The following is a 21,606-nucleotide window of genomic DNA, read 5'->3' as shown; positions in this document are numbered from 1 at the left end:
CCGGTCCGGATCGTCCAAAATGGACTTCGCCGCGTTCGCCGGCTCCGCCAGGGGCGAGCGTCCGGCGTGGGGCGGGCTGTCAGCGGGACAGTGCGGCGATGAGCGGGCCCGGGTCGGGGTGCTGCGACGTGCCTTGGAGGATGACGGAGGTGGCGCCGGCGGCGGCCAGCTCGTCGATCAGAGCGCGGGCACGGTCGCCAAGGGCGGGTCCGTCCGGTTCGATCTCCGCGAAAACGATGACCTGCGGCGCTGATCGGCCCACGGCCTGTGCGGCCTCGGCGACACGGGCGGCCTCCGAAGCGACGTACTCCGGGTTGACGAGCCAGGCGTCCAGGAGCACGCCGTCGCCCACCTCACCTGCCAGCGCGACGGTCTTCGGCCCCCGCCCGCCGATGATGAGCGGCGGCACCTGCTCCGGCGGCCAGTCCAGTGCCACCGCGTCGAGACTCACATAGCGTCCGGTCACGCTGACCGTCTCGCCGTGCAGCAGCCGCCGGACGGCGTCGGCGTGCTCGCGCAGCAACGTCATCGGTGACGCGACGCGGGCGCCGACCTGCCCCATCCAGTCGAGCACCCCGTGCCCGGCGGCCGGGACGAACCGGCCGGGGAACATCCGCGCCAGCGTCGCGATCTCCATGGCGGCGACGGCGGGATTGCGCAGCGGCACCGGCATCAGGCCGATCCCGACGGTGAGCCGCTCGCTCCACGCCAGCGCGGCAGCGGCACTGGTGAGACCACCTTCGAGGAAACAGTCCTCCCACAGCCACAGCTCGTCGATACCGGCCTCGTCCGCCGCGACGACGGTCTCCCGCAGCTCCTCCGGCGGCAATTGCGGACGGAACACCACTCCCACACGAACTTCAGCCATGATCTCTACGCTAGCCCACCCCGGCTCTCCTCCGTCGGAAGATCAGCTCGCCGGCCGATGTCGCCGTTGCCGCGCCGAGCAGGACACGGAACTAGGGACGCAGCAGGTAGCCGAGCACTCTCCGGCGGGCGGCGGCATTGTCCGGGCTGGGGACGAATACCGCCTCCAGCAGGACGAGGACATCATCGCGGGCGGCCCTCGTGCGCATGATTCGCTTCCACAGCCAGAGGTTCAGCGCGTGGCGGCGGGCCGAGGTGGTGGCCAGCCGGAGGACGTTCTTGACGTTGCGCCGGGCCTTGGCCGGGAGCGTGCGCAGATCGACGTACCGCTCGAGCAGCGTTTCCGGCAGCACGTCGAGGCCGTACTCGGTCATGAAGTCGAAGTCCGTCCGCCACGTCGCCGCGCCCAAGTAGTCGACCATCCGGCACCAGCCACGCAGGAACGTCAGTTCCAGCGGGGAATACGGGGCCGGGTCGATGTCCGCGATCGCGGTGACCACGACGTCGAGGCAGGTCTTGTGCGCCTTCCACAGCGCGATCCGGATCGGCTCGAAATCGGTCGTGGAGTCCGTGTTCGCGACCAGGACGAAGTAATTCCGCCAGCATTCGACGCTGTGCGCCAGTCCGTCCGGAACCACACCGCTCCGCGCGTACCGGAACCGGGACGAGGCCGGAGCGTCGGCGATTTCGAGCCGGGGCACCACGCCGGCCTGTTCCGCGCCCAGCCACGGGATCACGCTGAGCGTGTAGTTCCCGTAGGCCCACGGCGCGTCCGGATCGATCCGGCCATCCGTGCTCGTGGTGGCGCCCAGCCGCCCGGTACCGCATTGCCATTGGAGCTGGAAAGTCCAGGCCCACAAGGGATTGTGCCGGTTGTCCGCTCCGAACAGTCCCGCGGTGTTGGTGGCGTCGATCAGGGTCCGGTAGGCCGCCATCCGCTGCTCGAACCGGAACGGGTCGAACCGCGCGGTCAGGTCCCCGGCCGTCGTCCAGATCTCGTACAGGCCCAGGCCGGCCAGTTCCTTCGGATGGACTCCGGTCACTCGGAAAAGCTAACGCGGTTCTTCCGGTCCTGCCACGTTCACCACCGACTGCGCGATGTGCTCGGCGACACTTTGGCGAAGTTCGGGCGGGAGTGGTTCGTCGGTCAAGGACTCGTACATCCACAGGCCGTCGGCCGCGAGGCGGGCGACGAACCGCGCGAGTGCTTCGGGGTCGGACGCCGCCTCGTCGATCGGAGGGGTCCACCGCGAGAGCACCTTCGTCCACGGCTTCATGTAGTCCGGATGAGTGGCTGCCTCGATGATCAGCGACAGCTCCGCCCGGGTCGAACTCTGGGTCGTCACGCGGGCATAGGCGGCAAGGCGTTCATCGCCGGAGGCGTCCTGCGCCGTCTTGCCTGCCGCGTCCACCATGCCGGCCTCCCACTGCTCGGCGAGGTGGTGGTGGATCGCCTTCAGCAGGGCGTCACGACTGCGGAAGTGGTACATCAGGCCGCCCCTGGTCAGCCCCGCCTGCGCCGCGACGGAATCCAGGGTCACCCCTGTCACGCCGTCACGCTGGACGACGGCGACAGCCGCGTCCAGGATCTTCCCTCGGTTGCTCTGGCGCATGGTGCCCTTTCCGGACGGACGATTTCAGTGGCTGACGGTAGCGACCTCCGGCGCGGGCCGGGAACCGTGCCGGCGAAGCAGGGCCCAGGTGACACCGGCGGCGACCGCCAGCACACCTGCGGCGATCACCATCACCACGGTGTAAGCATTGTCGAAGGCCGCGGACGCCGCGTCGATCAGCGCCCTGTTCGCGCCGTCGCCCTGACCTGCCGCCGACATGGCCGAGGTGACACTGTCCCGGGCAGCCTCCGGTGCCCCGGCCGGAAGCCGGATGGTCGCGGCGAAGATGCCGGTGAGCAGACTTCCCAGCAGCGCCACCGCGGTGAGGTTGCCGAACTCGTAGGACACCTCCTCCACCGAAGACGCCATCCCCGCACGGTGCGCCGGGACGTTGCCGATGATCGCGCTCGACGCCACCGACATCGGCAGCCCCAGACCCGCGCCGGTGACGACGAGGCCGACGATCATCCAGCCCAGACCGAACTGCAGGCCCACGATCGTCCCGAGCACTCCGACCGCACTGACCGCGAGACCGCCGGAGATCAACGGCAGCAGGCCGACGCGGTGCAGGATCGCGCCGCCGAGCATGCCGGTGGGCAGCGATCCGAGCGCGAGGGCGGCGACCAACAGCCCCGCCTGGAACGGGCTGAAGCCGGCCACGAGCTGGAACCGCTGTGTCGTCACCAGCTGGATGCCACCGACGGCGAACATCGCCACCGCTGCCGCGACGGTCCCGGACAGGAAGGGCGCGTTACGGAAGATCGCCAGGTCGAGCAGCGGATACGGGAGTCGCCGCTGGCGTCGCCCGAACGTCCAGAACCCGGCTGCGGACACCAGCGCCGCACCGAGCACCACGGTCCACGACGGCGCGACCTTCGAGAACTCCTTGATCGCGAATACGAGGCCGACCAGTCCGGCCATGACCTGCAGCGAGGAGAGCAGGTCCCAGCGCTTCGACGGGTCGCTTTCTCCTGCCGGGGCGAGGATCCATCCGGCGACGAAAGCGGCGACGACCACCGGGATGTTGATCAGGAACACCGAACCCCACCAGAAGTGTTCCAGCAGCAACCCGCCGACGATCGGCCCCAGCGCGCCGCCGACGACGGAGAGGCTGCCCCAGACCGCTATCGCTATGTTCCGTTCCCGCTCGTCCTCGAAAGCGATCCGGATCAGCGCGAGGGTCGCGGGCATCATCGAGGCGGCACCCACGGCGAGCAAGATCCTGGCCGCGACCAGGATCTCGGGATTCGGCGAGAACGCCGCCATGAGCGACGCCGCCCCGAACACCGCGAGCCCGATCAGGAACATGCGGCGGTGCCCCACTCGGTCACCGAGCGTCCCTGCCCCCAGCAGGAGCCCTGCCATGGTCAGCGGATAGGCGTTGATGATCCACAGACTTTCGGAGCCGCCGGCGCCGAGCTCCCGCGTCAGGGTCGGCACGGCCGTGTACAGGATCGAGTTGTCCAGCATGATCAACAGCAGGCCTGCCGCGACCGTGACCAGCAAAGTCCATCGTCGAGCCGGGCTCAACGCCATCGTCCACCTCTTCCGTGAGTGCCGAGCGGCACCCTCAAACTATACAATCATGAATGTACAGTTTGACCTGTAAGCCCGGTCACCGGCCGCCCTCCGTGACCATTGATCCGGACCAGGCAGACGGTTAGCGTTAACACTCCCCCATGTGCCGTCGCCGAGGAGAAGCCGTAGATGTCCAGAGCGTCGTCGAAAGTGACTTCTCTGCTCACTGTCACCACGCTGCTGCTCACCGCGTGGCCGGCGGTGCCGACCGCCGCGACACACCGAATCGCCGCCTCCCCGACCGCCGCGCTGCTGCGAGACACTCAGCTCGATCCGTCCGCGCTGTACTTCGTCTCCTACGACGGGCTCGTGAACAACGGGTCGTTCCAGCAGGACGCGATCGTCAGTCATGCCGGCTACCAGTACGCGGCCTGGTATACCGCCGACCGCAGCGCGGTCGTCGCACGCCGTGAACTCCCCGCCGGCGGCTGGGAAAAGGCGGTGCTCCCGCACAAGCTGAGTGCCGACGACTCGCACAACGTGATCTCACTCGGTATCTCACCCGCCGACGGACGCCTGCACATCGCCATGGATACCCACAACACCAAGGTCTTCTACCTGAAGTCGGAAGCCGGGCTCGCGTCATCCCCGGCGTCACGCACCTGGTCGGCCGCTCGATTCGGCGCGGTACAACGAACGGTGGATGGCACCGATCTCGGCGCCATCACCTATCCACAGTTCGTGCTGACACCGGAACGCCGTCTGCAGCTCAGCTATCGCACCGGCGGATCGGGCAACGGCACCAACGAACTCGCCGAGTACAACGGGACATCATGGCGAAAGCAGGGTAAGTGGTCATCGGCCACCGGTGCGTGGACCGCGCCGAACGGGGTGACCAGCACGACCCGGAACATGTACCTGCACGGCTTGACCTACGGCCGCGACGGGAGGCTGCACGCGGCATTCACGTGGCGGGAGGGCAATACCGGCGTCCTGTGCGCCCCTGGCGGCCTCAGCAACCACGACACCGGCTACGTCTACAGCGACGACCGCGGCCGCACGTGGCGTGACAACACCGGAATCGCCGTGGGCACGACCGGCGGGGCCCAGGTGGCGGTTTCGCCGAACCTCGTGGTGGACCCGCTCGGCCCGAACCACGGCCTGATGAACCAGGAAAGCCAGGCGATCGACTCGGGAGGCAGCCCGCACGTCGTCATCAGCTACGTACCCGGCCGGTTCACCCAATGCGTCACCGGGTACGCGGCCGACCGTGTCCGCTGGGGCAGAACGTTCCACCTCGTCCGCAACGCCGACGGTTCGTGGACCAAACGCGAGGTCCCGATCCCGCCCGATGCCACCGGACGCACGCGGATCGTCTTCGACCGCACCGACAACGCCTATCTGATCATGCCCTACGGCAGGATCGTGTCCGCTTCGAAGGCAAGCGGATGGACGGACTGGACCCTGGTGTTCGACCGGCCGGGCATGAACGCTTTCGGCGAGGTCAATGTGGACTATTCGCGGCTGTCGAGCGAAGGCGTGCTGTCGGTCTTCTATCAGCAGCGATCCAGCGGCGTGACGCCTTCCGCCGTCCGGGTCGCCGATTTCCGCCTGAGCTGAGGCCCGAACGGCAGGATTTCCGGCTCCGGGTAGAGGTCGATATGGTCCGTGCCCAGCCGGCGCCGTTGCCGAGGGATCTCAGAACCCCTTCACGGGCTCGATGTCACCGGCTTCGAACACCATGAACGACACCTTGTTCCGTGCTACATGGATCGCGGCGGCGTGCTTGCCGTTCTAGTCGGTGACTATATTTCCGAGCGTGCCACCGGGCGACACGCTCGTGCGTGCGTCTTTTTCCTTTGCGATTTCGTCCACGCATCACAAAAACACATTGTTTTCGATCTTTACGCGACCCGGATCCGACGGGCATTTCGATGGCGCTACGCTCTCGTCGCGTCGCCTGATCAGGCCACACTTTCTTTGCCTGCTGGTCAATTCTCACTGTTCAGGGATTGGGTCGTATGGAAAGCTGTGATCTCGCCTATCCCCGGGCGCGAAAGCGTAACCGGGCGCAAATCTGTGGTTTCGCTGCGCTGATCGTCCTGCTGGTCGCGGGCTGCGGCAGCGAACCGGTGACCCCGGCCCCGGCCGCGGTCGGGCAGGAGGATCTGACCCTGCTGCCCGAGGCCACCACGTTCGGCACCCTCACCGACGCGGCCAAGGACTCCGGTGCCGCGGCCACCGGCAAGGTCGTGCACCCCAAGGACGACCTCGTCGTCTACCAGAGCGTCGGCGGCAAAGCCGTCGCCAAGCTCCCGTCGATCCAGGTGGGCTCCCCGACCTGGGTCCCGGTGATCGCCGAACAGGGCCCGTGGGCGGAGATCCTGCTCCCGACCAGGCCCAACGCGTCCGCGGGCTGGGTGCACCTCGACCCGGCGCGGGTCGAAACCGCCCAGAACGACTACACCATCGACATCGACCGGGCGGCCTTCTCGCTCGAGCTCACACGGTCCGGCAAGGCGCTGGGCAAGTGGACGATCGGGACCGGGAAACCCGAGTACCCGACCCCGCAGGGCCGGGCCTTCCTGCTGGCGTCCATCGAAGAAACCGTGAACAAGTACAGCCCGATCGTGCTGCCGCTGAGTGCGCATTCGGAATCACACGAGACGTTCGGCGGCGGCCCCGGCACGGTCGGCATCCATACCTGGCCGAATGAAAGTTACGTGGGCCAAGCGAACAGCGACGGCTGTATCCGCGTGCCCAAGGCAGCGCTCGACGAGCTTGTGAAGGTTCCGCTGGGCGCCATTGTCAACATCGTCTGAACAATTCTTGAAAGGGTACTGATTTGTTCCCCAGAAAAGCTCTCGTCGGTGGAATCGCCCTCAGCGCGGTAGCGCTCACGGCCATCGCCCCCGTGGCCGGTGCCACCGGACACGGCAGCTCGGCGTTCGCCCTGTCGGCGTCCGGCCTGCTGAAGATCGACCCGGTCCCCGCGGTCGACGGCTCGGACGGCTTCCAGCAGAAGTCACTCGCGGAGTTCTCCCTGCCTCTGCAGCTGGTCAAGCTCACCCTGCTCAACGCGCAGGCGGGCGGAGACAAGGCCAGGGCCAGCATCAAGGACGTCAACGTGAACCTCGCCGGGCTCATCGGGCAGCAGGGCAAGCCGCTGGTCAGCGCATCGGCCATCGAAGCGGAGTGCAAGGCCGGCAAGGGCGCCTCCTCGCTCGCCAAGGCGAACATCGGCGGTATCAAGCTCGACGTCGCCGCCGCGCCGAACACCGCCGTCGGCGTTCCGGGGCTGGCCTCGGTCACGCTGAACAAGCAGGTCAAGCACAAGGACGGCTCGTTCACCGTCACCGCGCTGTCGATCAGCGTCGACGGCATCCAGACGCTCGACCTCGCCTCGGTGACCTGCGCCGCGGGCAAGGGTGACGGCGACAACGGCGGCGGCTCCACCACCGAGCCCACCCCCGGCAAGCCGAGCACCACCAAGCCGAGCGCCCCGGCGACCACGTCCAAGCCCGCCGGCGACAGGCCCACCCCCGACGGCAAGGCCCCCACACCCACCCCGGCCAAGGCTCACCTCGACGTCACCGGCTGACCCCAGAAGTACGTGAAGGCCCCCTTCCTTGCGTCTAGAGCAAGGAAGGGGGCCTTCACGTACTTCCTGGTTGCGGCCTGCGGCACGCTCGGAGGTGCCGGTCCCGGTGGTCGACGGCGAAGATCGGGACACGCGAGTGAACACCGACAAAGAAGGAGAGGAATAGACAATGTCGACGAAAATCATCATCAACCTGCCGTCGAAGGACGTGGAGAAGGCGCAGAGCTTCTACTCCGCGCTCGGCTACTCCATGAACCCGGATTTCACCGAGGAAGATGTCGCGTGTGTGGTGATCAGCGACGAGATCCAGGTGATGGTGCTGGCCGAGAAGATCTTCAGTAAGTACACCAAGCGCGAGGTCGCTGACGCCTGGAAGGTCACCGAGACGATTCTCGCGCTGTCGGTGGACAGCCAGGAAGAAGTCGACGCCCTCGTGGACAAGGCACTCGCCTCGGGCGGGTCTCCGGTCGAGCAGCCGGACACGCATGACATGCACAGCCGCAGCTTCTACGACCCCGACGGCCACATGTGGGAAATCGTCTGGTTCGACCCCGCGGGCTTCGAAGACTGAACCGACGTCATGCCGCCGCGACGGCCTCGATCTCCAGCAGCCAGGACTCGTCCCAGCAACCGGTGATGATGATCCCCAGCGACGGTCGGTGGCCGGCGAGAATCTCCTGCCTGATCTTGGAGCTCATTTCCCGATCCTCGCGATCGGCGAGGTAGGTGGTGACCTTGACCAGATTTTCCACGGACATTCCGGCCTCGTGCAGCACCGACAGCACGTTGCGCCACACCAGGCGGCACTGGGCCTCGAAGCCTTCTGGGACCGCCTCGCCGGCGGACAACGGCGCCTGCCCGGTGATGAACAGCAACCGGTCGGCGCCGCTGACAAGGGCCCCTTGGGAGAGCCCGGGATCCGCGAGATGCGCGGGGTCCACATTGGTGAAGTTCATGGCGGAAATGCTAGGGAGCCTTTCGCCGAGATGTCTTCCGCGCGCATGCTCAATTACCCGCGGGCGCCTCGGCATGCCTACGGTCGCGCAATGCCGGGATGATGGCGACCAGCAGCACCACCGCGGTCAGCCCGAATCCGACCGGGTAGCCCACAGGTCCGACCACGAAACCGAAGCCCACGGCACCGATGCCGAGCCCGGCGTCGTACGCGAAGTTCCACAGCGCGCTCGCCCGGCCGAACTCGGCCTCCTTGACGCGCTCGAACATCATCACCATGGTCACGTTCTGCACCACACCGAAACCGATGCCGAAGAGCACCATCCCCACGATCACCGTGAGCGGGCTGTCCAGCCACACGATGCACGAGGTACCGCAGGCCGCCGAGAGGACAGCCGGAACCAGCAGCCGGGACGCGCCGTGGCGATCCGCGATCCAGCCCGCGGCCCACCGCGCCAGCGGGACCACACAGGACTGGACGAGCAGAGCCAGCGCGGCCAGCCGTCGCGACTCCTGCGAAACCGCGAGCGGCAGGAATGTGGCGAACACGCCCGCCGCCACCGCGAGTGCGGTGAAGATGATCGTCGGCCGGGCGAGTGCACCAGTGATCCCCCTGAGGACCCGGTGCTCCTCCTCGATCTGTGCGGCCTTGGCCGGTAACAGGGGTACGACGAGCAGCCCGGCAAGCCCGATCACCGTCGTGGCCACGAACACCGCCGAGAACCCGATGTGATCGCTGAGCCACACTCCGGCCGGGAGCCCCACGATGGCGGGTACCGCGCAGATGACCCCGTACAGGCCAAGGCCCTCCCCGCGGCGCTCGGCCGGGACCAGTTCGGCGACGAGCGCACCGCCGGTGACCACGATGAGCCCGAACCCCGCACCCCGGATCAGCGAAACCAGGACTACCAGCTCCATCGCCGGTGAGACGATCAGCAGCAGCGAGGGAACCGCCAGCAGGAGCAGCCCCAGCCCCAGCACGGCTCGATATCCCAGCCGCGTCAGCAACTTCGGCGCGGCCAGTTCCAGCAGCACGGTGGTGAGCATCATCGCGCCGGTGGACAGACCCGCACCGAGGCCGCCCGCGTCCGAACCTCCTACGTACAGTGGTACGACTGACAGGAGCAGGAAGAAGTTCGTGAGCGCACCGAACGAGGCCAGCAGCAGCAAGAGCATCGGACGGCTCAGGATCGGCGGCAGATGAGCTTTACCCGGGGCGGCGAGTTCGGCAGTGGTCGTCATGTACACAGCGTCGCGTGGAACGGCCGCGGTAGGTATCGGTCAGGTTTCCCCTTCGGGTACCTAGATGTGCCGGGCACCCTCCCTACCTACCTAGGGCGGCGGGCCGCATGAGCACCGGCTCGGCGAATTCCGTCTTCGTGGGCAGGGAGCAGGACCTTGCCACGCTCACCGACGCCTTCACCCGGACCGGCGACGGGGTTCCCGCCACCGTGCTGGTCAACGGGGAAGCCGGAGTGGGGAAGTCCACGCTGATCGCGCGGTTCGCGACGGAACTGCCCGAGCCGACAACGGTGCTCACCGGCGGCTGCCTGGACCTCGGCGACACCGGCCTTGCCTTCGCGCCGTTCACCGCCGTGCTGCGCGGGTTGGTCCGAGACCTCGGGGTGGCAGGCGTGATCGAGTTGTTGCCCCGCGGCGATGTGGGTGAGCTGTGCCGGTTGCTGCCGGCCCTCGGCATCCCGGAAGACCTTGGCGACAGCCCGGAGCTGGCAAGGGCCCGCCTGTTCGAGCAGTTCCTCGCGCTGCTGGAGGCGATCGCCGAGGACAGGCGGGTCGTCCTGGTCATCGAGGACTTCCATTGGGCGGATCAGTCCAGCCGGGACCTGTTGAGTTTCATCATCAGCAACCAGCAGGCGACACCGAAGCTGCTCACGATCGTCACGTATCGAAGCGAGCACCTGGATCGCGACCACCCGGGACGCCGGGTACTGGCCGAACTGGCCCGCGTGGCGTGGGTGCGACGGCTCGATCTCGGCAGGCTCACCCAAGCAGGCGTGACCGCGCAGCTGCTCGGCCTGCTCGGCCAAGAACCCGAGAGCTCGCTTCGCGACGAGATCTTCTCGCGCAGCGAGGGAAATCCTCTGTTCGTCGAGGCGTTGCTGCCCTATGCCGGCCGGCCCACTTCACGGCTGCCGAAGTCGGTCCGGGACCTCCTGGTGAGCCCGCTGGAGCGATTTCCAGCCGACACCCAGGATGTCATCCGCGCCGCGGCCACCGGAGGCGTCCGCGTGGGTCATGACCTGCTGGCTGCTGTCACGGGCCTCGACGACACCGCGCTGTCCGACGCGCTTCGCCCGGCGGTGGCGTCGAACCTCATGGTCGTCGATGACGACGCGTACGTGTTCCGGCACGCGTTGATCCGGGAAGTAGTCCACGAGGACCTGCTGCCTGGAGAACGTGGCCAGCTGCACGTCCGTTATGCGGAAGTGTTCGAGCAGCACCCGCGGCTCGCCCCGCCGGGACGTGTCGCGGTCGAGCTGGCCCACCACTGGTACGCGGGGGCGAGGCAGCATCCCGCCAAGGCACTGACGTCCGCGTGGCAGGCCGCGAGGGAAGCGCGGAAATCGCTGGCCCACGCGGAAGAGCGGCGCATGCTGACCCGGGTGCTGGAGCTGTGGGATCGCGTCCCCGAGGCCGCCACCGAGGTGGGTGCCGACCATGTCACGGTGCTGCAGAAGGCGATCGAAGCGGCGATGCTCGCCGGCGAGGGCGCCGAGGCCACGGCGTTGATCGACGAGGCGCTCGCGGAGATCGACCCCGCCGAGCCCGCCCGCCTCGGACAGGTGCTCAGGCATCGCGGCGAGTTGTGCCACGCGCTCGGCCGGCCGGGCGGGCTTGACGACCTGCGGGAAGCCGCCCGGCTCGTCCCTGCCGAGCACCCGGCCAGGACCTCCGTCCTCGCCACGCTCGTGAACCGCCTGCTGACCGTGCCGCGGGAGGAAGAAGGCCGGGCAGCCGCCCAGGAGGCGATCCGCGCGGCGCGGCAGGCCGGCGACGTCCGGTCCGAGGCCGTGGCCACGGTGGACCTCGCGTATTCCCATGCGCGGACCGGCGACATCGACGGGCAGCTCCCCCGCATCGAGCAAGCGCGCGAGACCGCTGAACGCCGTGGCGACCACATCGCGGTCCAGCACGCTTTGCGGCGCGAGGCCGATCTGCTCCAGGGCGCCGGCCGGTACGAGCGAGCGGTCGACAGCGCCCAGCGTGGGCTCGCGACGTGCACCCAAGCCGGGTTGACCCGCACCTCCGGCCCCATTCACGCCGCCAATCTCGCGGAGGCGTTGCTGTGCCTGGGCCGGTGGGAGGAAGCAGGCGAGATCATCGAGCACGTCCTCGAGTTCCCGCCGATTCCCAGCTCTCACGCCTACCTGCACATCCTCCGGGGGACGATCGGACTTGCCCGCGGCGACCTGGCACGAGCACAGGCCGCGAGCGACTACGCCCGCACGGTGTTCTCCGATGGCCATGCCGATACGCAGGACCTCCTCCCGCTCGCCCGCTTGGAGGTGGACCTGCGACTGGCACAGGACAGGCGGGAAGCCTCGGTGGAGATCGCCGCGCGCGCACTGGCGAGCAAGGGAATCGAAGAGAGCCCTCGCTGGCTCTGGCCGCTGCTCGCCGCCGGAGCGCGAGTGGCGGGGACGGACACCGCGGCCGGCGGCGCGCTGCTGGCCGACCTTCGGGCGGTCGCGGCCCGGCTGCCGGTGATCGGCCCGGCGCAGCAGGCCCTTCAGCTCCTCTTCACCGCCGAGCTGACCCGCTCGCTCGGCCGCTCTGATCGAGCGGCCTGGGATCACGCCGCGGCCGCGTTCGGTGAGCTGTCCGAGCCGTACCCGCAAGCCCAAGCGCTGGTGTCAGCCGCGGAAGCCGCCGCTGACGCCGGCGAGCACGAGCAGATCGCCGAACGGCTTCGTGGCGCCACCGAACGTGTCAGCCTGCTCGGCGCGCACCCGCTCCGTACCCGGATAGACCGGCTGGCGAAGGCGGCACGCATCCGCTTGCCCGAGTCCGGCGACGTCGCCGGTTCCGAAGATGAGCTCGGCGAGCGCAACCGGCGGCGCCTGGGACTCACCGAGCGTGAGATCGAGGTGCTTCAGCTCGTCGCGGACGGGCGCACCAATCGCCAGATCGGCGAGGAGCTGTTCATCGCGGTCAAGACGGTGAACGCGCACGTCTCCAACATCCTCGGCAAACTGGAGGTCAGCGGCCGCGTGCAGGCCGCCACCGTCGCGCACCGCATGCACCTGCTCGACTGATGATCAGGACGCCACCTTCACCTGGTCACTGAACCACGCGGCGAGGCCACGCATATCGTCCGCGAGCCCGTTCTCGTCCTCACCCCGCATGACGACCCTGGCAGCTCGCAGATGCGACGCGGCGGACACGTCCGGGACGGTGTCACCGACCCGCAGGTTCCCCTGTACCGCGACGACACCCCGATACGCCCGGAGATCGTCGGAATCCGGCATCGACGTGACGCGTCCGGGGTGGGCGATCAACTGCACCCAGCCGTACGGACTGGTGTCCGACCGGCCCGCCGAGATTGCCGACGGCAGGCCGAGGACCGCTCTCGCCCACTCGTCGTACAGGTCGACACCGAATTTCGCTTGCGTCGTCTCGTAGACCATCCCGCCGCCGATGCGGCCCGCGCACTCGCTGAACGCGAGCCTGCCCTCGTGCTCGAACACCTCGAGGTGGAATACGCCGTCCGTGTGCCCCAAGGCCTCGAGCGATCCGGTGGTGAGCTCGAGTGCCTGCTCGTAGAGACTCGCACTGGTCGTCGGGTCGACGGTGACCGAGCCGACGAGGCCGCCGTTGCGGATGTCGATGACGTTCTGCAGGTACCGCGAAATTCCCAGGAACCGGACCTCGCCATGGCGCACGACGCCGTCGAAATGCAGCTCGTCTCCTGCCATGAACTCCTCGACCAGCCACGGACCGTGCTGCCCCGACGAGGCGATGGCGCTCTTGGCCCGCTCGAGCGATTCCCCGTCCCGCACGGAATAGGTCAGCTGGGAACAAGATCCGGCGAGGGGCTTCACCACGAACGGGGAGTCGCCGTCGGCGATGGCCAAATCGGTGGCGGAGACAACGGTCCGGCATTCCGCCACCGGGATACCGGCGCTCCGGACAAGGTTCTTCTGGACCATCTTGTCCCGCAGGGCGACGGCCGTGGTGATCGGAATTCCCGCCAGGCCGAACGCTTCGGCGAGAACCGCCGCCGGCACGATACACGTCTCGTACTCGCTGCAGACAATGTCGAATTCGCGCGCGTCGACCGACTCGCGCAGGAGGCCCGAGACCACGTCGTCGACACGGGCCGGATCGGAAACCACGACGACCTTCCCCGTGAACCCGTGCTTCGCCGGGGCTTCAGCGTCCGACGCGGCTACGACGAAGGCGGTGTCACAATGATGGCGGGACAGTGAATCGGCAACCTCATTCCACCATCCCAGGTAAAGAACACGCGTCCGTTCGCCTGGTTCGACTTTCCTGGGACCCATCACATACCCCTCGCCGCGAATGGACTTCTTGATTCGCGAATAGCCCCCTATTTTCCGGCACCGGCAAGTGTGCCCCGGCGGGCAGGCCGATGTCGACGTGGCGTCACGATCGCGCAGTTCAGAACAATGAGATCCCCGGCTTGAGGTCAAAGCAGCATAAGAGACGACGTGACGATGTCCGGTTGGGCAGCCTTGGCGGTGGACAACTGCGTACAGGCCAGGAAAGTTGGAGGACCACGTGCCAGAGCACACCAGGTCGCCGGCCGACGATGGCGGTGAGCCTCGGCTTCTGTACGGCGTCGCATCCGACAGGCCGGCACCGGTCGACGAGGCCACCGAACTCGGCGAGCCCGATCAGGTCGCGGACCTGGTCCAGGCGCTCGACAGCTGCGCGTGGCGGTTGCGTGCCGCGCGACGCGACATCGAGGAGTACGTCGGTTACTGCGAGCGCAACGCGCTACCGGTGGACGAACCGGTGATCACCGCGCTGACGGATTCCGCCCGGCAAGCCGGAAAGCGCATCGCCGAGCAACGGGAGTCGCTTCTCACGCGGTCCGAAATCGACGTGAACGACCAGTCCACGGGTGAGCTGGCTCTCCGATTCGGGCTCGCCACGCTTTCGTATGTCCGGGGCGCGTTGGAATGGCGCTCCGCCGCCTTCGACCAGTCCCTGGCCGTGCAGTTCTTCGATCTCCGGGCGCAGGGATCACCACGGGTCAACTACGAGCGTTACGAGCACAATTCGGTGCATCAGGTCGAGGCACAACTGCTCGAAATCCTCGGCCTGTCGCCGGAAAGTCATTCGGTGAGCGCCACGTCGTCCGGGGTCGCCGCCTACACCCTGGTGGAGTGCTTCCTGCTGAGGGAGCGGCTGCGGAGCGGCGACCACGTCCTGATGGCGCCGTACATCTACTTCGAGGCGTCCGAACAGCTGACCACACTGCCGTTCATCCAAGTCGAACGGGCCGCGGGGTACAGCATCGAAGAGATCATCGCCGATGTCGTCCGATACCGCCCGCGAGCGATTTTCGTGGACCCGCTGGCGAACACCGCGCAGCAGCGGATGATCGACCTGCCCGGGTTGCTCGCCCGGCTGCGGTCGGTGGTCCTCGAGCGGACCACGGTCGTGATCGACGGCACCATGCTCTCCGGCGGCCTGCCTGCCGAACTGCTGGCCAGCGACGACGCGGTCGAGGTGCTGTACTACGAAAGCGCGTCGAAGTATCTGCAGCTCGGCATGGATGCGGGAATGGCCGGCGTGGTGGCTTACCCGATCGAACTGGGGGAAGCGTTCGACCGGCAACGCCGCAATACGGGTTTGATCCTTTACCGGCACGGCGCCGACCTGTTCCCGCGATACCCGAAGTCCTTCTACCGCAGGCGCATGACGAGGATCGGGGCGAATGCGCTGCGGACCGCCACCCTGCTGCGCGACGATCACCGGGTCACCGACGTCGGCAAGGTCAGCTACCCCGGCCTTCCCGATCACCCCGATGCCAGGATCGCCGAACGGCTGCCATACGCGGGCGGGTGCATCACGTTCCTGTTCCACGAGCGGGAACGCAACACGAGAGACGAGCTCAACGTGTTGTTCGACCGGGTGTTCACGCACGCCCGCCGCTTGGGTGTGCAGCTGACCAAGGGAGCCAGTTTCGGTTTCTCGACCCCGAGGATATCCGCGGCGGATGCCTTCGCCGAGGGCGAGCCTCCCTTCCTGCGGCTTTATCTGGGCGACCGTGGGGACCAGGTCGAATCGCTCGCCAAGGCGTTCGCCCAGGCGCTGGACGACCACGTCGGTCAGTCGCTCACCGATTTCACGAACGACGAACCGACGCGAGTTTCTCGAATCTCGTAACCGCCCGGAACGGAAGCCTCCTATGCGTAACGTGCTCATCATCGACTACACCGGCAGAGGCCACGCCTTCGCCGACCTGTTCGTCCGAACCGACCCGGACGTCACGGCTCACCTCGTCCCTGGTTGCGGGGCGATCAGCGAGGATCGCATCATCTCCGCCCCCTGGCTGGACATGTACGACCCCGGCCCGGTGGTCGAGTACGCACAACAGATCGACGCCGACCTGGCCATGGTGGCTCATCCCAGGCCGCTGACCGAAGGCTTCATCGACGCGCTGCGCGCCGGCGGAATTCCGACCATCGGCCCGGACAGGTCCGCGACCCGCCTCGAGTCCAGCAAGAAGTTCACCAAGGAACTGTGCTTCAAGTACGGCATTCCGACCGCCGGCTACCGGTACTTCGAGGATCCGGAAGCGGCCATCGAGTACGTCCGCTCGGTCGACGCGCCACATGTGGTCAAGGGCAACGAGTCGTGCCAGGGCAACGGGGTCTTCATCTGCGAGACCGAGGCCGAGGCGATCGACGCGATCACCAGGCTGATGGTCACCCGGGACTTCGGTCCCGGCGGGGACACCATCATCATCGAGGAGAAGCTGGTCGGCAGGGAACTGTTGTACTTCGCGCTGGTCGGCGGGGAACACCACCTGATGTTGCCGATGGCGGTGGACTATCCCCTGTCCGACGACGGCAACCACGGCGTCATGTGCGGCGGGATGGGCGCCTTCTCGCCGAGCCCCGACGACACTCCTGAAGAGATCGAAAGGTTCGAGCGGCAGATGATGCGGCCGCTGCTGGCCGCGATCAACGCCGAGGGACTCGACTACACCGGGGTGATCTATGTCGGCTGCATGCTCGTCGGCGACCAGCTCTACCTGATCGAGATCAACGCCCGCATGGGCGACCCGGAAGCCGAAGTGGTGTTCCCCCGGATCACCACCAACTTCACCGAAGTCTGTACCGCCATTCTGGACGGCAAGCTCGGTCTGCAACCCCCGCTGACCATCACCGACGAGTGCTTCGTCAACGTCGTCGCCAGCCAGGGACCGACCCGCGAACCCGGCAAGTCCTATCCCGGCTGGCCTTACGGTGAGTACGGCCGGAACTACCCGATCACCGGTCTGGATGCCGTCGACCAGGACCGATGCCGCGTATTCTACGGCTCGGCCCGCACCAAGCCCGACGGCCGGCTGGTCACCGACGGCGGCAAATGCGTCAACCTGGTCGGTCGCGGCGCGACAATCGAAGACGCGGCGGTCAACGCCTACCTGGCCATTGCCGAGGTGAACTTCCAGGGCATCAGGTACCGCAACGACATCGCCAAGGCCATGCCGTGGGACTGACTCCCCCGCGTTTAGTCCTCTAGTTGCGGTAGTTGCGCGTGCAAGGACCGCGACTAGAGGACTAAACGCTCTTGGGGCGAGCCGGCGGTAACGCGAATGGCAGGAATGTTGCCATGAATGTCTTTTCGGGCTCTCGGCCGCGAGGCGGGTCACGGTCCACAGTGGTCTCATGGGAGAAACCACGGGAACGGACGTCCGGAGGGCCGCGGTCCAGGTCGACGGCGAAACAGCCGGTTATCTGACCGCGGGGCAGGATGGCCCGGCCGTGTTGCTGCTGCACGGAACGTATTGGAGCCGGGTCTGGCTTCCCGTACTGAGCCATCTCGCGGAGGCGGGCCTCCGTCCGTTCGCGGTCGATTTTCCCGGAATGGGACGCTCGGGAGGCGAGCTCACCCTGGAAACGGCCACGGTCCCGGCCCTCGCGGAGTGGACGGCCCGATTCGTGTCCGCGCTGAAGATCCCCGGACCGATCGCCTTGGCAGGTCATGACATCGGCGGCGCCGTCGCCCAGCATCTCCTCGCTCACGATCAGCTGGAGATCTCCCGGCTGGCGTTGGTCAACTCGGTCACCTACGACTCCTGGCCCGCGCCCCACGTGGCCAGGCTCCTGGACCGGGAAGCCTCCGCGCCGACCACCGGCGACGAGTTCCTCGCCGCCCGCCGCCAGGCCGTGACGACGGACCTGGCCGGTGCCGCCACCGAGCAGGTGATCGCCGAGTATCTCGAACCGTGGGCCGATCCGCGGGGCCGACGCTCGTGGCTGGCCATGGCAGGCGCGGCCGAAAGCCGCTACACCCTCGATCTCGTTCCCGCGCTGCAGCGGTCCACGACACCCAAGTCGCTGATCTGGGGCGAGGACGACGCCTTCGAGAAGGTGGAGTACGCCGAGAAGTTCGCCTTGGAGATCCCGCGAACCACGCTTATACGTGTCCCGGAAGCGAGCCACATCCCCACCGAGAACTCCCCCGGCCTGATCGCCCGCGCCCTCGCCGACTTCTTCACGACCTAGCTCGGCGGGCAGAATCACGCTATGTCCGGCAACGAGATTCGCTTCGACCGTCAAGTGCGCGAGCCTGGCCCGCTGGTGGTGATCCCGCGCATCGACGGCGTGTTACTCACCGAACTGGTCGATGCGTACGAGATCGACGCGGACATGCAGCCCGCGGGCGATGCCTACGGCGGCCTCATTCCGCAGTATTTCCGGTTCGGGCCTCTGGATGAGCACTTCCTCGGACGGTCCGCCGACTCGGTGGGGCCGAAGACGCCCGTGCTCGGCTGCGCATGTGGCGAGTGGGGATGCTGGCCGCTCCTGGCCCGCATCACAGTGACAGACGATCTGGTGCAGTGGGACGGCTTCGAACAACCCCATCGCGCGACCCGTGACTACACCGGATTCGGGCCGTTCCAGTTCGACCGTCGCCACTACGAAACTGCGCTGCGGGACCTGAAAGCAGAAATCGGCTCAGCTGACACCTGAGGCGCGGCCTGCCTTGAGCGGGGAGGATTTGGGCCGTCCAACGGCCCAAATCCTCCCCACTCAACAATGCGGCACTCACCCAAGCCGTGTCAGCAGACCGGCGACGAGCGCGACCCGGTCCGGAATGACGTCGACGACCACGTGTTCGTGGCGCGCGTGGGCGCCGGCGCCGCTGCTACCCAGCCCGTCGAGCACCGGAACGCCCAGTGCAGCAAGGAAGTTCGCGTCGCTGCCGCCGCCGACGCTGATCGGTTCGAGCGGCCCGCGTAGATCGCAGGCGACCTCGTCGGCCAGGTCGAACAGCGCCTTGCTCTCGGGGGTGAGGCGCAGGGGCGGGCGGCTCCACTCCCCCGTCACGGCCACGGTGACGCGCGGATCGGCGGGCCGGAGATCGTGGAGTACCTGGTCGATCCGGTCGGCTTCGGCCTGCTGGGTGATCCGGATGTCGACGAGGCAGCGGGCCCGGCCCGCGATGACGTTGCGCGCGGTGCCTCCCTCGATGGTGCCGACGTTGATCGTGGTTCCGGCGCCGGGATCCGCCGCCGCGGCCAGCTGCCCGACGATCTCGGCGAGGGCGTGGACGGCACTGGCGCCTTCGGCGGGTTCGTTGCCGGCGTGGGATTCGATGCCGGTCGTGGAGACGGTGAAGGTACCGACTCCCTTGCGTTCGGTCTTGACGTCCCAGCCGATCCCCGGTTCGAGCACGAGCGCGGCCGCGCGGTCACGGGCGGCGTTTTCGATATGCCGCCGCGAAACCGGGCTGCCGAGCTCCTCGTCGCCGTTGAACACGAACGTCACCGTGGGATGGGGCAGGTTCAGTGCGCGCAACGCCCGCAGCGCCCAGACCCCGGTGACCAGTCCCGCTTTCATGTCGTAGACGCCCGGCCCGGTAGCCGTTCCGCCTTGCAGAGTGAAGGGCCAGCCGGCCAGGGTCCCCTCCGGCCACACGGTGTCGTAGTGGCCGATGAGGAGCACCGGTTTCCCTGCCGTGCCGGGATAGGTCGCCTCCAGCACGTCGCCGTACCCCTCCTGCGCGCGCCGCGTCCACTCGGCGGGCGGGCCGAGGCGGTCGTGCAGCCAGCCCTCGATCCAGTCCGCGGTGGTGTCCAGCAACGCCTTGCCGGTGCTGGGCGACTCGTGGCCGACCAGCACGGACAGGTCGTCGAGCAACTCGTCGAGGTGCTCATGGCACCAGGCTGACAACGGTTTCGCGGACATCGACAGCGCCAATCTTGATAGGGAGCAAAGGTTCATCGAACGGGGACGCCGGGGCCGAGTGGGATCCCGAGCGCGTACCAGGCCAGGAACATGCCCAGCCAGACGACGAGGTTGACCACGGCGAGCGGCAGCACCAGCGACATCAGCGTGCCGATCCCGGCGGAGGGCCGGTAGCGGCGGATGAAGCCCAGTGCGATAACGAAGTACGGGCTCATCGGGGTGAGGCTGTTGGTCGGAGCGTCGGCGATCCGGAACAACGCCTGAGTGGTCTCCGGCTGGATGTCCAGCAGCATCAGCATCGGCACCAGCACCGGCGCGACCAGGGACCACATCGCCGAACCGCTGGTGAGCAACAGGTTCAGCAGGCTGATCAGCAGTACGGCGCCGATGAAGATCACCACCGGCTGCGCGCCGAGCGAATCGAGCACGCGGGCACCGCTGATGGCGATGACCTGGCCGATGTTGGTCCATTTGAAATAGCCGAGGAACTGCGAGACCGCGAAGAACAGCACCAGCACCGGGACCAGTTCGCGCAGCCCTCGCGCCATCAGCTCCGGGAAGTCCTTCGGTGAGGTGATGGCTCCCACGGTGATGCCGTAGACGGCGCCGATCACCATGAAGAACAGCATCAGCACCACGGCGATGTTGTCGAGCAGCAGAGAGTCCACAATGGACCCGTCATCGCCGCGCAGCGGCGACCCCGCGGGCAGCACCGCGACCACCACGGCGAGGACGTACAACGCCCCGGCGAGGACCGCCCGGCGGACGCCCTTGCGCTCGGCCGGGGACAGGGACATGTCCGGCAGTTCCTCGACGTCGGTCAGCTCCGGCTCGGCGGCGTTCATCGCGGCGACCCGCCGGGTGACGACCGATTCCGTGACCAGCGTGATCGTGATCGCGAGCAGTAAGGACGACGCCAGGGAGAAGTACCAGTTGGACACCGGCGTGACGGTGTAGGTGGGGTCGATGGTGTGCGCGGCCGACGTGGTCAGTCCCGCGAAGATCGCGTCCGATCCTTCGATCACCGGGCTGATGCTGCTGGCACCGCCGACGGCCACATAGGCCACGACCGCGCCGATGATCGGGCTGCGGCCGACCGCGCGGAACACGATCATGCCGAGCGGGATCATCACGACGAACGCGGCGTCTCCGGCCACGTGGGAGAACATGCTGGTCAACGCCAGGGAGAAGGTCACCAGCTTGCGCGGCACCCGCGTCAACGCCGCCCGCATCAGGGCCGGCAGCAGGCCGGTGCCGTCCGCGACCGCCACCCCGAGCATGACCACCACGATCAACCCCAGTGGCGGGAAGTTGACGAAGTTGTCGATCAGCTTGCCGAGGATCACTTCGACCCCGGCGTCGGAGACCAGGCTCTTGACCGCGATCTCCTTGCCGTCCGCCGGGGAGACCACCGAAACGCCGAGGCCGGCCAGCAGCCAGCTGGCCGCCACCACCAGCACGCTCAGGATCACGAACAACCAGAACGGATGCGGCAGCTTGTTGCCCGCCCGGTCGACGAAGTCCAGCACTCGCAGGATCAGCGACGACACCGAACGCCGGGACCTCGTCGTCTCGGTCATGGGATCCTCCGCTGACGCATCGTCGGTGACATGGTCCGAGATGACACATCACGATGCAC

18 protein-coding genes are annotated in these 21,606 nt (G+C 67.5%); 9 read left to right on the top strand and 9 right to left on the bottom strand.

All coding sequences use genetic code 11. The features are described from left to right. Positions 1-79: 79 nt before the first annotated feature. The 4 genes from ACLJRL_RS19075 to ACLJRL_RS19060 form a co-directional block, all read right to left on the bottom strand. Positions 80-868 carry an LLM class flavin-dependent oxidoreductase gene (locus ACLJRL_RS19075; RefSeq protein ID WP_410657557.1) on the bottom strand — a complete coding sequence of 263 codons (789 nt, stop codon included), beginning with the start codon at positions 866-868 and terminating at the stop codon, positions 80-82. A 91-nt stretch (positions 869-959) separates the two neighbouring features. Next, positions 960-1,910: a Leg1-related protein gene (locus ACLJRL_RS19070; RefSeq protein WP_410657556.1), complete on the bottom strand. Its 951-nt coding sequence runs from the start codon at positions 1,908-1,910 to the stop codon at positions 960-962. Positions 1,911-1,919: 9 nt separating this feature from the next. Continuing rightward, positions 1,920-2,480, bottom strand: a complete 561-nt coding sequence (locus ACLJRL_RS19065; RefSeq protein WP_410657555.1) for a TetR/AcrR family transcriptional regulator — start codon at positions 2,478-2,480, stop codon at positions 1,920-1,922. A 24-nt stretch (positions 2,481-2,504) separates the two neighbouring features. Then, entirely contained in the window at positions 2,505-4,016 is a 1,512-nt protein-coding gene (locus tag ACLJRL_RS19060; RefSeq protein ID WP_410657554.1) for an MFS transporter, read from the bottom strand. A gap of 192 nt (positions 4,017-4,208) precedes the next feature. Here ACLJRL_RS19060 and ACLJRL_RS19055 point away from each other — a divergent pair, with 192 nt between their 5' ends. The 4 genes from ACLJRL_RS19055 (at position 4,209) to ACLJRL_RS19040 (ending at position 8,170) form a co-directional block, all read left to right on the top strand. Next, the gene (locus ACLJRL_RS19055; protein ID WP_410657553.1) at positions 4,209-5,618 is read left to right on the top strand and encodes a BNR repeat-containing protein; all 1,410 of its coding nucleotides are present in this window, start codon (positions 4,209-4,211) and stop codon (positions 5,616-5,618) included. Between the two features lie 401 nt (positions 5,619-6,019). Next, entirely contained in the window at positions 6,020-6,820 is an 801-nt protein-coding gene (locus tag ACLJRL_RS19050) for a L,D-transpeptidase (RefSeq protein ID WP_410657552.1), read from the top strand. Between the two features lie 23 nt (positions 6,821-6,843). Beyond that, a complete protein-coding gene (locus ACLJRL_RS19045) occupies positions 6,844-7,599 on the top strand; it encodes a choice-of-anchor P family protein (protein WP_410657551.1) in 756 nt (251 codons plus the stop codon). A 169-nt stretch (positions 7,600-7,768) separates the two neighbouring features. Then, positions 7,769-8,170: a VOC family protein gene (locus tag ACLJRL_RS19040; protein WP_410657550.1), complete on the top strand. Its 402-nt coding sequence runs from the start codon at positions 7,769-7,771 to the stop codon at positions 8,168-8,170. 7 nt (positions 8,171-8,177) lie between these two features. Here ACLJRL_RS19040 and ACLJRL_RS19035 read toward each other — a convergent pair whose 3' ends face one another. Continuing rightward, positions 8,178-8,555 carry a RidA family protein gene (locus tag ACLJRL_RS19035; protein ID WP_410657549.1) on the bottom strand — a complete coding sequence of 126 codons (378 nt, stop codon included), beginning with the start codon at positions 8,553-8,555 and terminating at the stop codon, positions 8,178-8,180. Positions 8,556-8,604: 49 nt separating this feature from the next. Beyond that, positions 8,605-9,795, bottom strand: coding sequence for an MFS transporter (locus tag ACLJRL_RS19030; RefSeq protein ID WP_410657548.1), 1,191 nt, complete (start codon positions 9,793-9,795; stop codon positions 8,605-8,607). A 107-nt stretch (positions 9,796-9,902) separates the two neighbouring features. Here ACLJRL_RS19030 and ACLJRL_RS19025 point away from each other — a divergent pair, with 107 nt between their 5' ends. After that, positions 9,903-12,830, top strand: a complete 2,928-nt coding sequence (locus ACLJRL_RS19025) for an ATP-binding protein (RefSeq protein ID WP_410657547.1) — start codon at positions 9,903-9,905, stop codon at positions 12,828-12,830. Between the two features lie 3 nt (positions 12,831-12,833). Here the strand turns inward: ACLJRL_RS19025 and ACLJRL_RS19020 are convergent, their stop codons facing one another. Continuing rightward, positions 12,834-13,910, bottom strand: a complete 1,077-nt coding sequence (locus ACLJRL_RS19020; protein WP_410657546.1) for an acetyl-CoA carboxylase biotin carboxylase subunit family protein — start codon at positions 13,908-13,910, stop codon at positions 12,834-12,836. Positions 13,911-14,316: 406 nt separating this feature from the next. Here ACLJRL_RS19020 and ACLJRL_RS19015 point away from each other — a divergent pair, with 406 nt between their 5' ends. From ACLJRL_RS19015 to ACLJRL_RS19000, 4 genes are all read left to right on the top strand, one after another. After that, the gene (locus ACLJRL_RS19015) at positions 14,317-15,933 is read left to right on the top strand and encodes a PLP-dependent transferase (RefSeq protein WP_410657545.1); all 1,617 of its coding nucleotides are present in this window, start codon (positions 14,317-14,319) and stop codon (positions 15,931-15,933) included. Between the two features lie 22 nt (positions 15,934-15,955). Further along, a complete protein-coding gene (purD, locus tag ACLJRL_RS19010) occupies positions 15,956-17,272 on the top strand; it encodes a phosphoribosylamine--glycine ligase (RefSeq protein ID WP_410657544.1) in 1,317 nt (438 codons plus the stop codon). Positions 17,273-17,441: 169 nt separating this feature from the next. After that, the gene (locus tag ACLJRL_RS19005; protein ID WP_410657543.1) at positions 17,442-18,281 is read left to right on the top strand and encodes an alpha/beta fold hydrolase; all 840 of its coding nucleotides are present in this window, start codon (positions 17,442-17,444) and stop codon (positions 18,279-18,281) included. A gap of 21 nt (positions 18,282-18,302) precedes the next feature. Further along, on the top strand, positions 18,303-18,749 hold the full coding sequence (locus tag ACLJRL_RS19000; RefSeq protein ID WP_410657542.1) for a hypothetical protein: 447 nt from the start codon (positions 18,303-18,305) through the stop codon (positions 18,747-18,749). Between the two features lie 75 nt (positions 18,750-18,824). Here the strand turns inward: ACLJRL_RS19000 and ACLJRL_RS18995 are convergent, their stop codons facing one another. Together ACLJRL_RS18995 and ACLJRL_RS18990 are read right to left on the bottom strand one after the other, a co-directional pair. Further along, the gene (locus ACLJRL_RS18995) at positions 18,825-19,967 is read right to left on the bottom strand and encodes a M20 family metallopeptidase (RefSeq protein WP_410657541.1); all 1,143 of its coding nucleotides are present in this window, start codon (positions 19,965-19,967) and stop codon (positions 18,825-18,827) included. A 32-nt stretch (positions 19,968-19,999) separates the two neighbouring features. Further along, positions 20,000-21,547: an AbgT family transporter gene (locus ACLJRL_RS18990; RefSeq protein WP_410657540.1), complete on the bottom strand. Its 1,548-nt coding sequence runs from the start codon at positions 21,545-21,547 to the stop codon at positions 20,000-20,002. Between the last annotated feature and the right edge of the window lie 59 nt (positions 21,548-21,606).

The organism is Amycolatopsis sp. lyj-112 (assembly GCF_046549055.1).
GTDB lineage: Bacteria > Actinomycetota > Actinomycetes > Mycobacteriales > Pseudonocardiaceae > Amycolatopsis.
This window is presented reverse-complemented; position numbering and strand designations above follow the sequence as displayed.

Coding starts and splice junctions, on each gene's coding strand:
- ACLJRL_RS18995 (WP_410657541.1), bottom strand. CDS start 19,967: ATGTCCGCGAAACCGTTGTCAGCCTGGTGCCATGAGCACCTCGACGAG.
- ACLJRL_RS19000 (WP_410657542.1), top strand. CDS start 18,303: ATGTCCGGCAACGAGATTCGCTTCGACCGTCAAGTGCGCGAGCCTGGC.
- ACLJRL_RS19075 (WP_410657557.1), bottom strand. CDS start 868: ATGGCTGAAGTTCGTGTGGGAGTGGTGTTCCGTCCGCAATTGCCGCCG.
- ACLJRL_RS19025 (WP_410657547.1), top strand. CDS start 9,903: ATGAGCACCGGCTCGGCGAATTCCGTCTTCGTGGGCAGGGAGCAGGAC.
- ACLJRL_RS19060 (WP_410657554.1), bottom strand. CDS start 4,016: ATGGCGTTGAGCCCGGCTCGACGATGGACTTTGCTGGTCACGGTCGCG.
- ACLJRL_RS19030 (WP_410657548.1), bottom strand. CDS start 9,795: ATGACGACCACTGCCGAACTCGCCGCCCCGGGTAAAGCTCATCTGCCG.
- ACLJRL_RS19035 (WP_410657549.1), bottom strand. CDS start 8,555: ATGAACTTCACCAATGTGGACCCCGCGCATCTCGCGGATCCCGGGCTC.
- ACLJRL_RS19005 (WP_410657543.1), top strand. CDS start 17,442: ATGGGAGAAACCACGGGAACGGACGTCCGGAGGGCCGCGGTCCAGGTC.
- ACLJRL_RS18990 (WP_410657540.1), bottom strand. CDS start 21,547: ATGACCGAGACGACGAGGTCCCGGCGTTCGGTGTCGTCGCTGATCCTG.
- purD (WP_410657544.1), top strand. CDS start 15,956: ATGCGTAACGTGCTCATCATCGACTACACCGGCAGAGGCCACGCCTTC.
- ACLJRL_RS19040 (WP_410657550.1), top strand. CDS start 7,769: ATGTCGACGAAAATCATCATCAACCTGCCGTCGAAGGACGTGGAGAAG.
- ACLJRL_RS19050 (WP_410657552.1), top strand. CDS start 6,020: ATGGAAAGCTGTGATCTCGCCTATCCCCGGGCGCGAAAGCGTAACCGG.
- ACLJRL_RS19065 (WP_410657555.1), bottom strand. CDS start 2,480: ATGCGCCAGAGCAACCGAGGGAAGATCCTGGACGCGGCTGTCGCCGTC.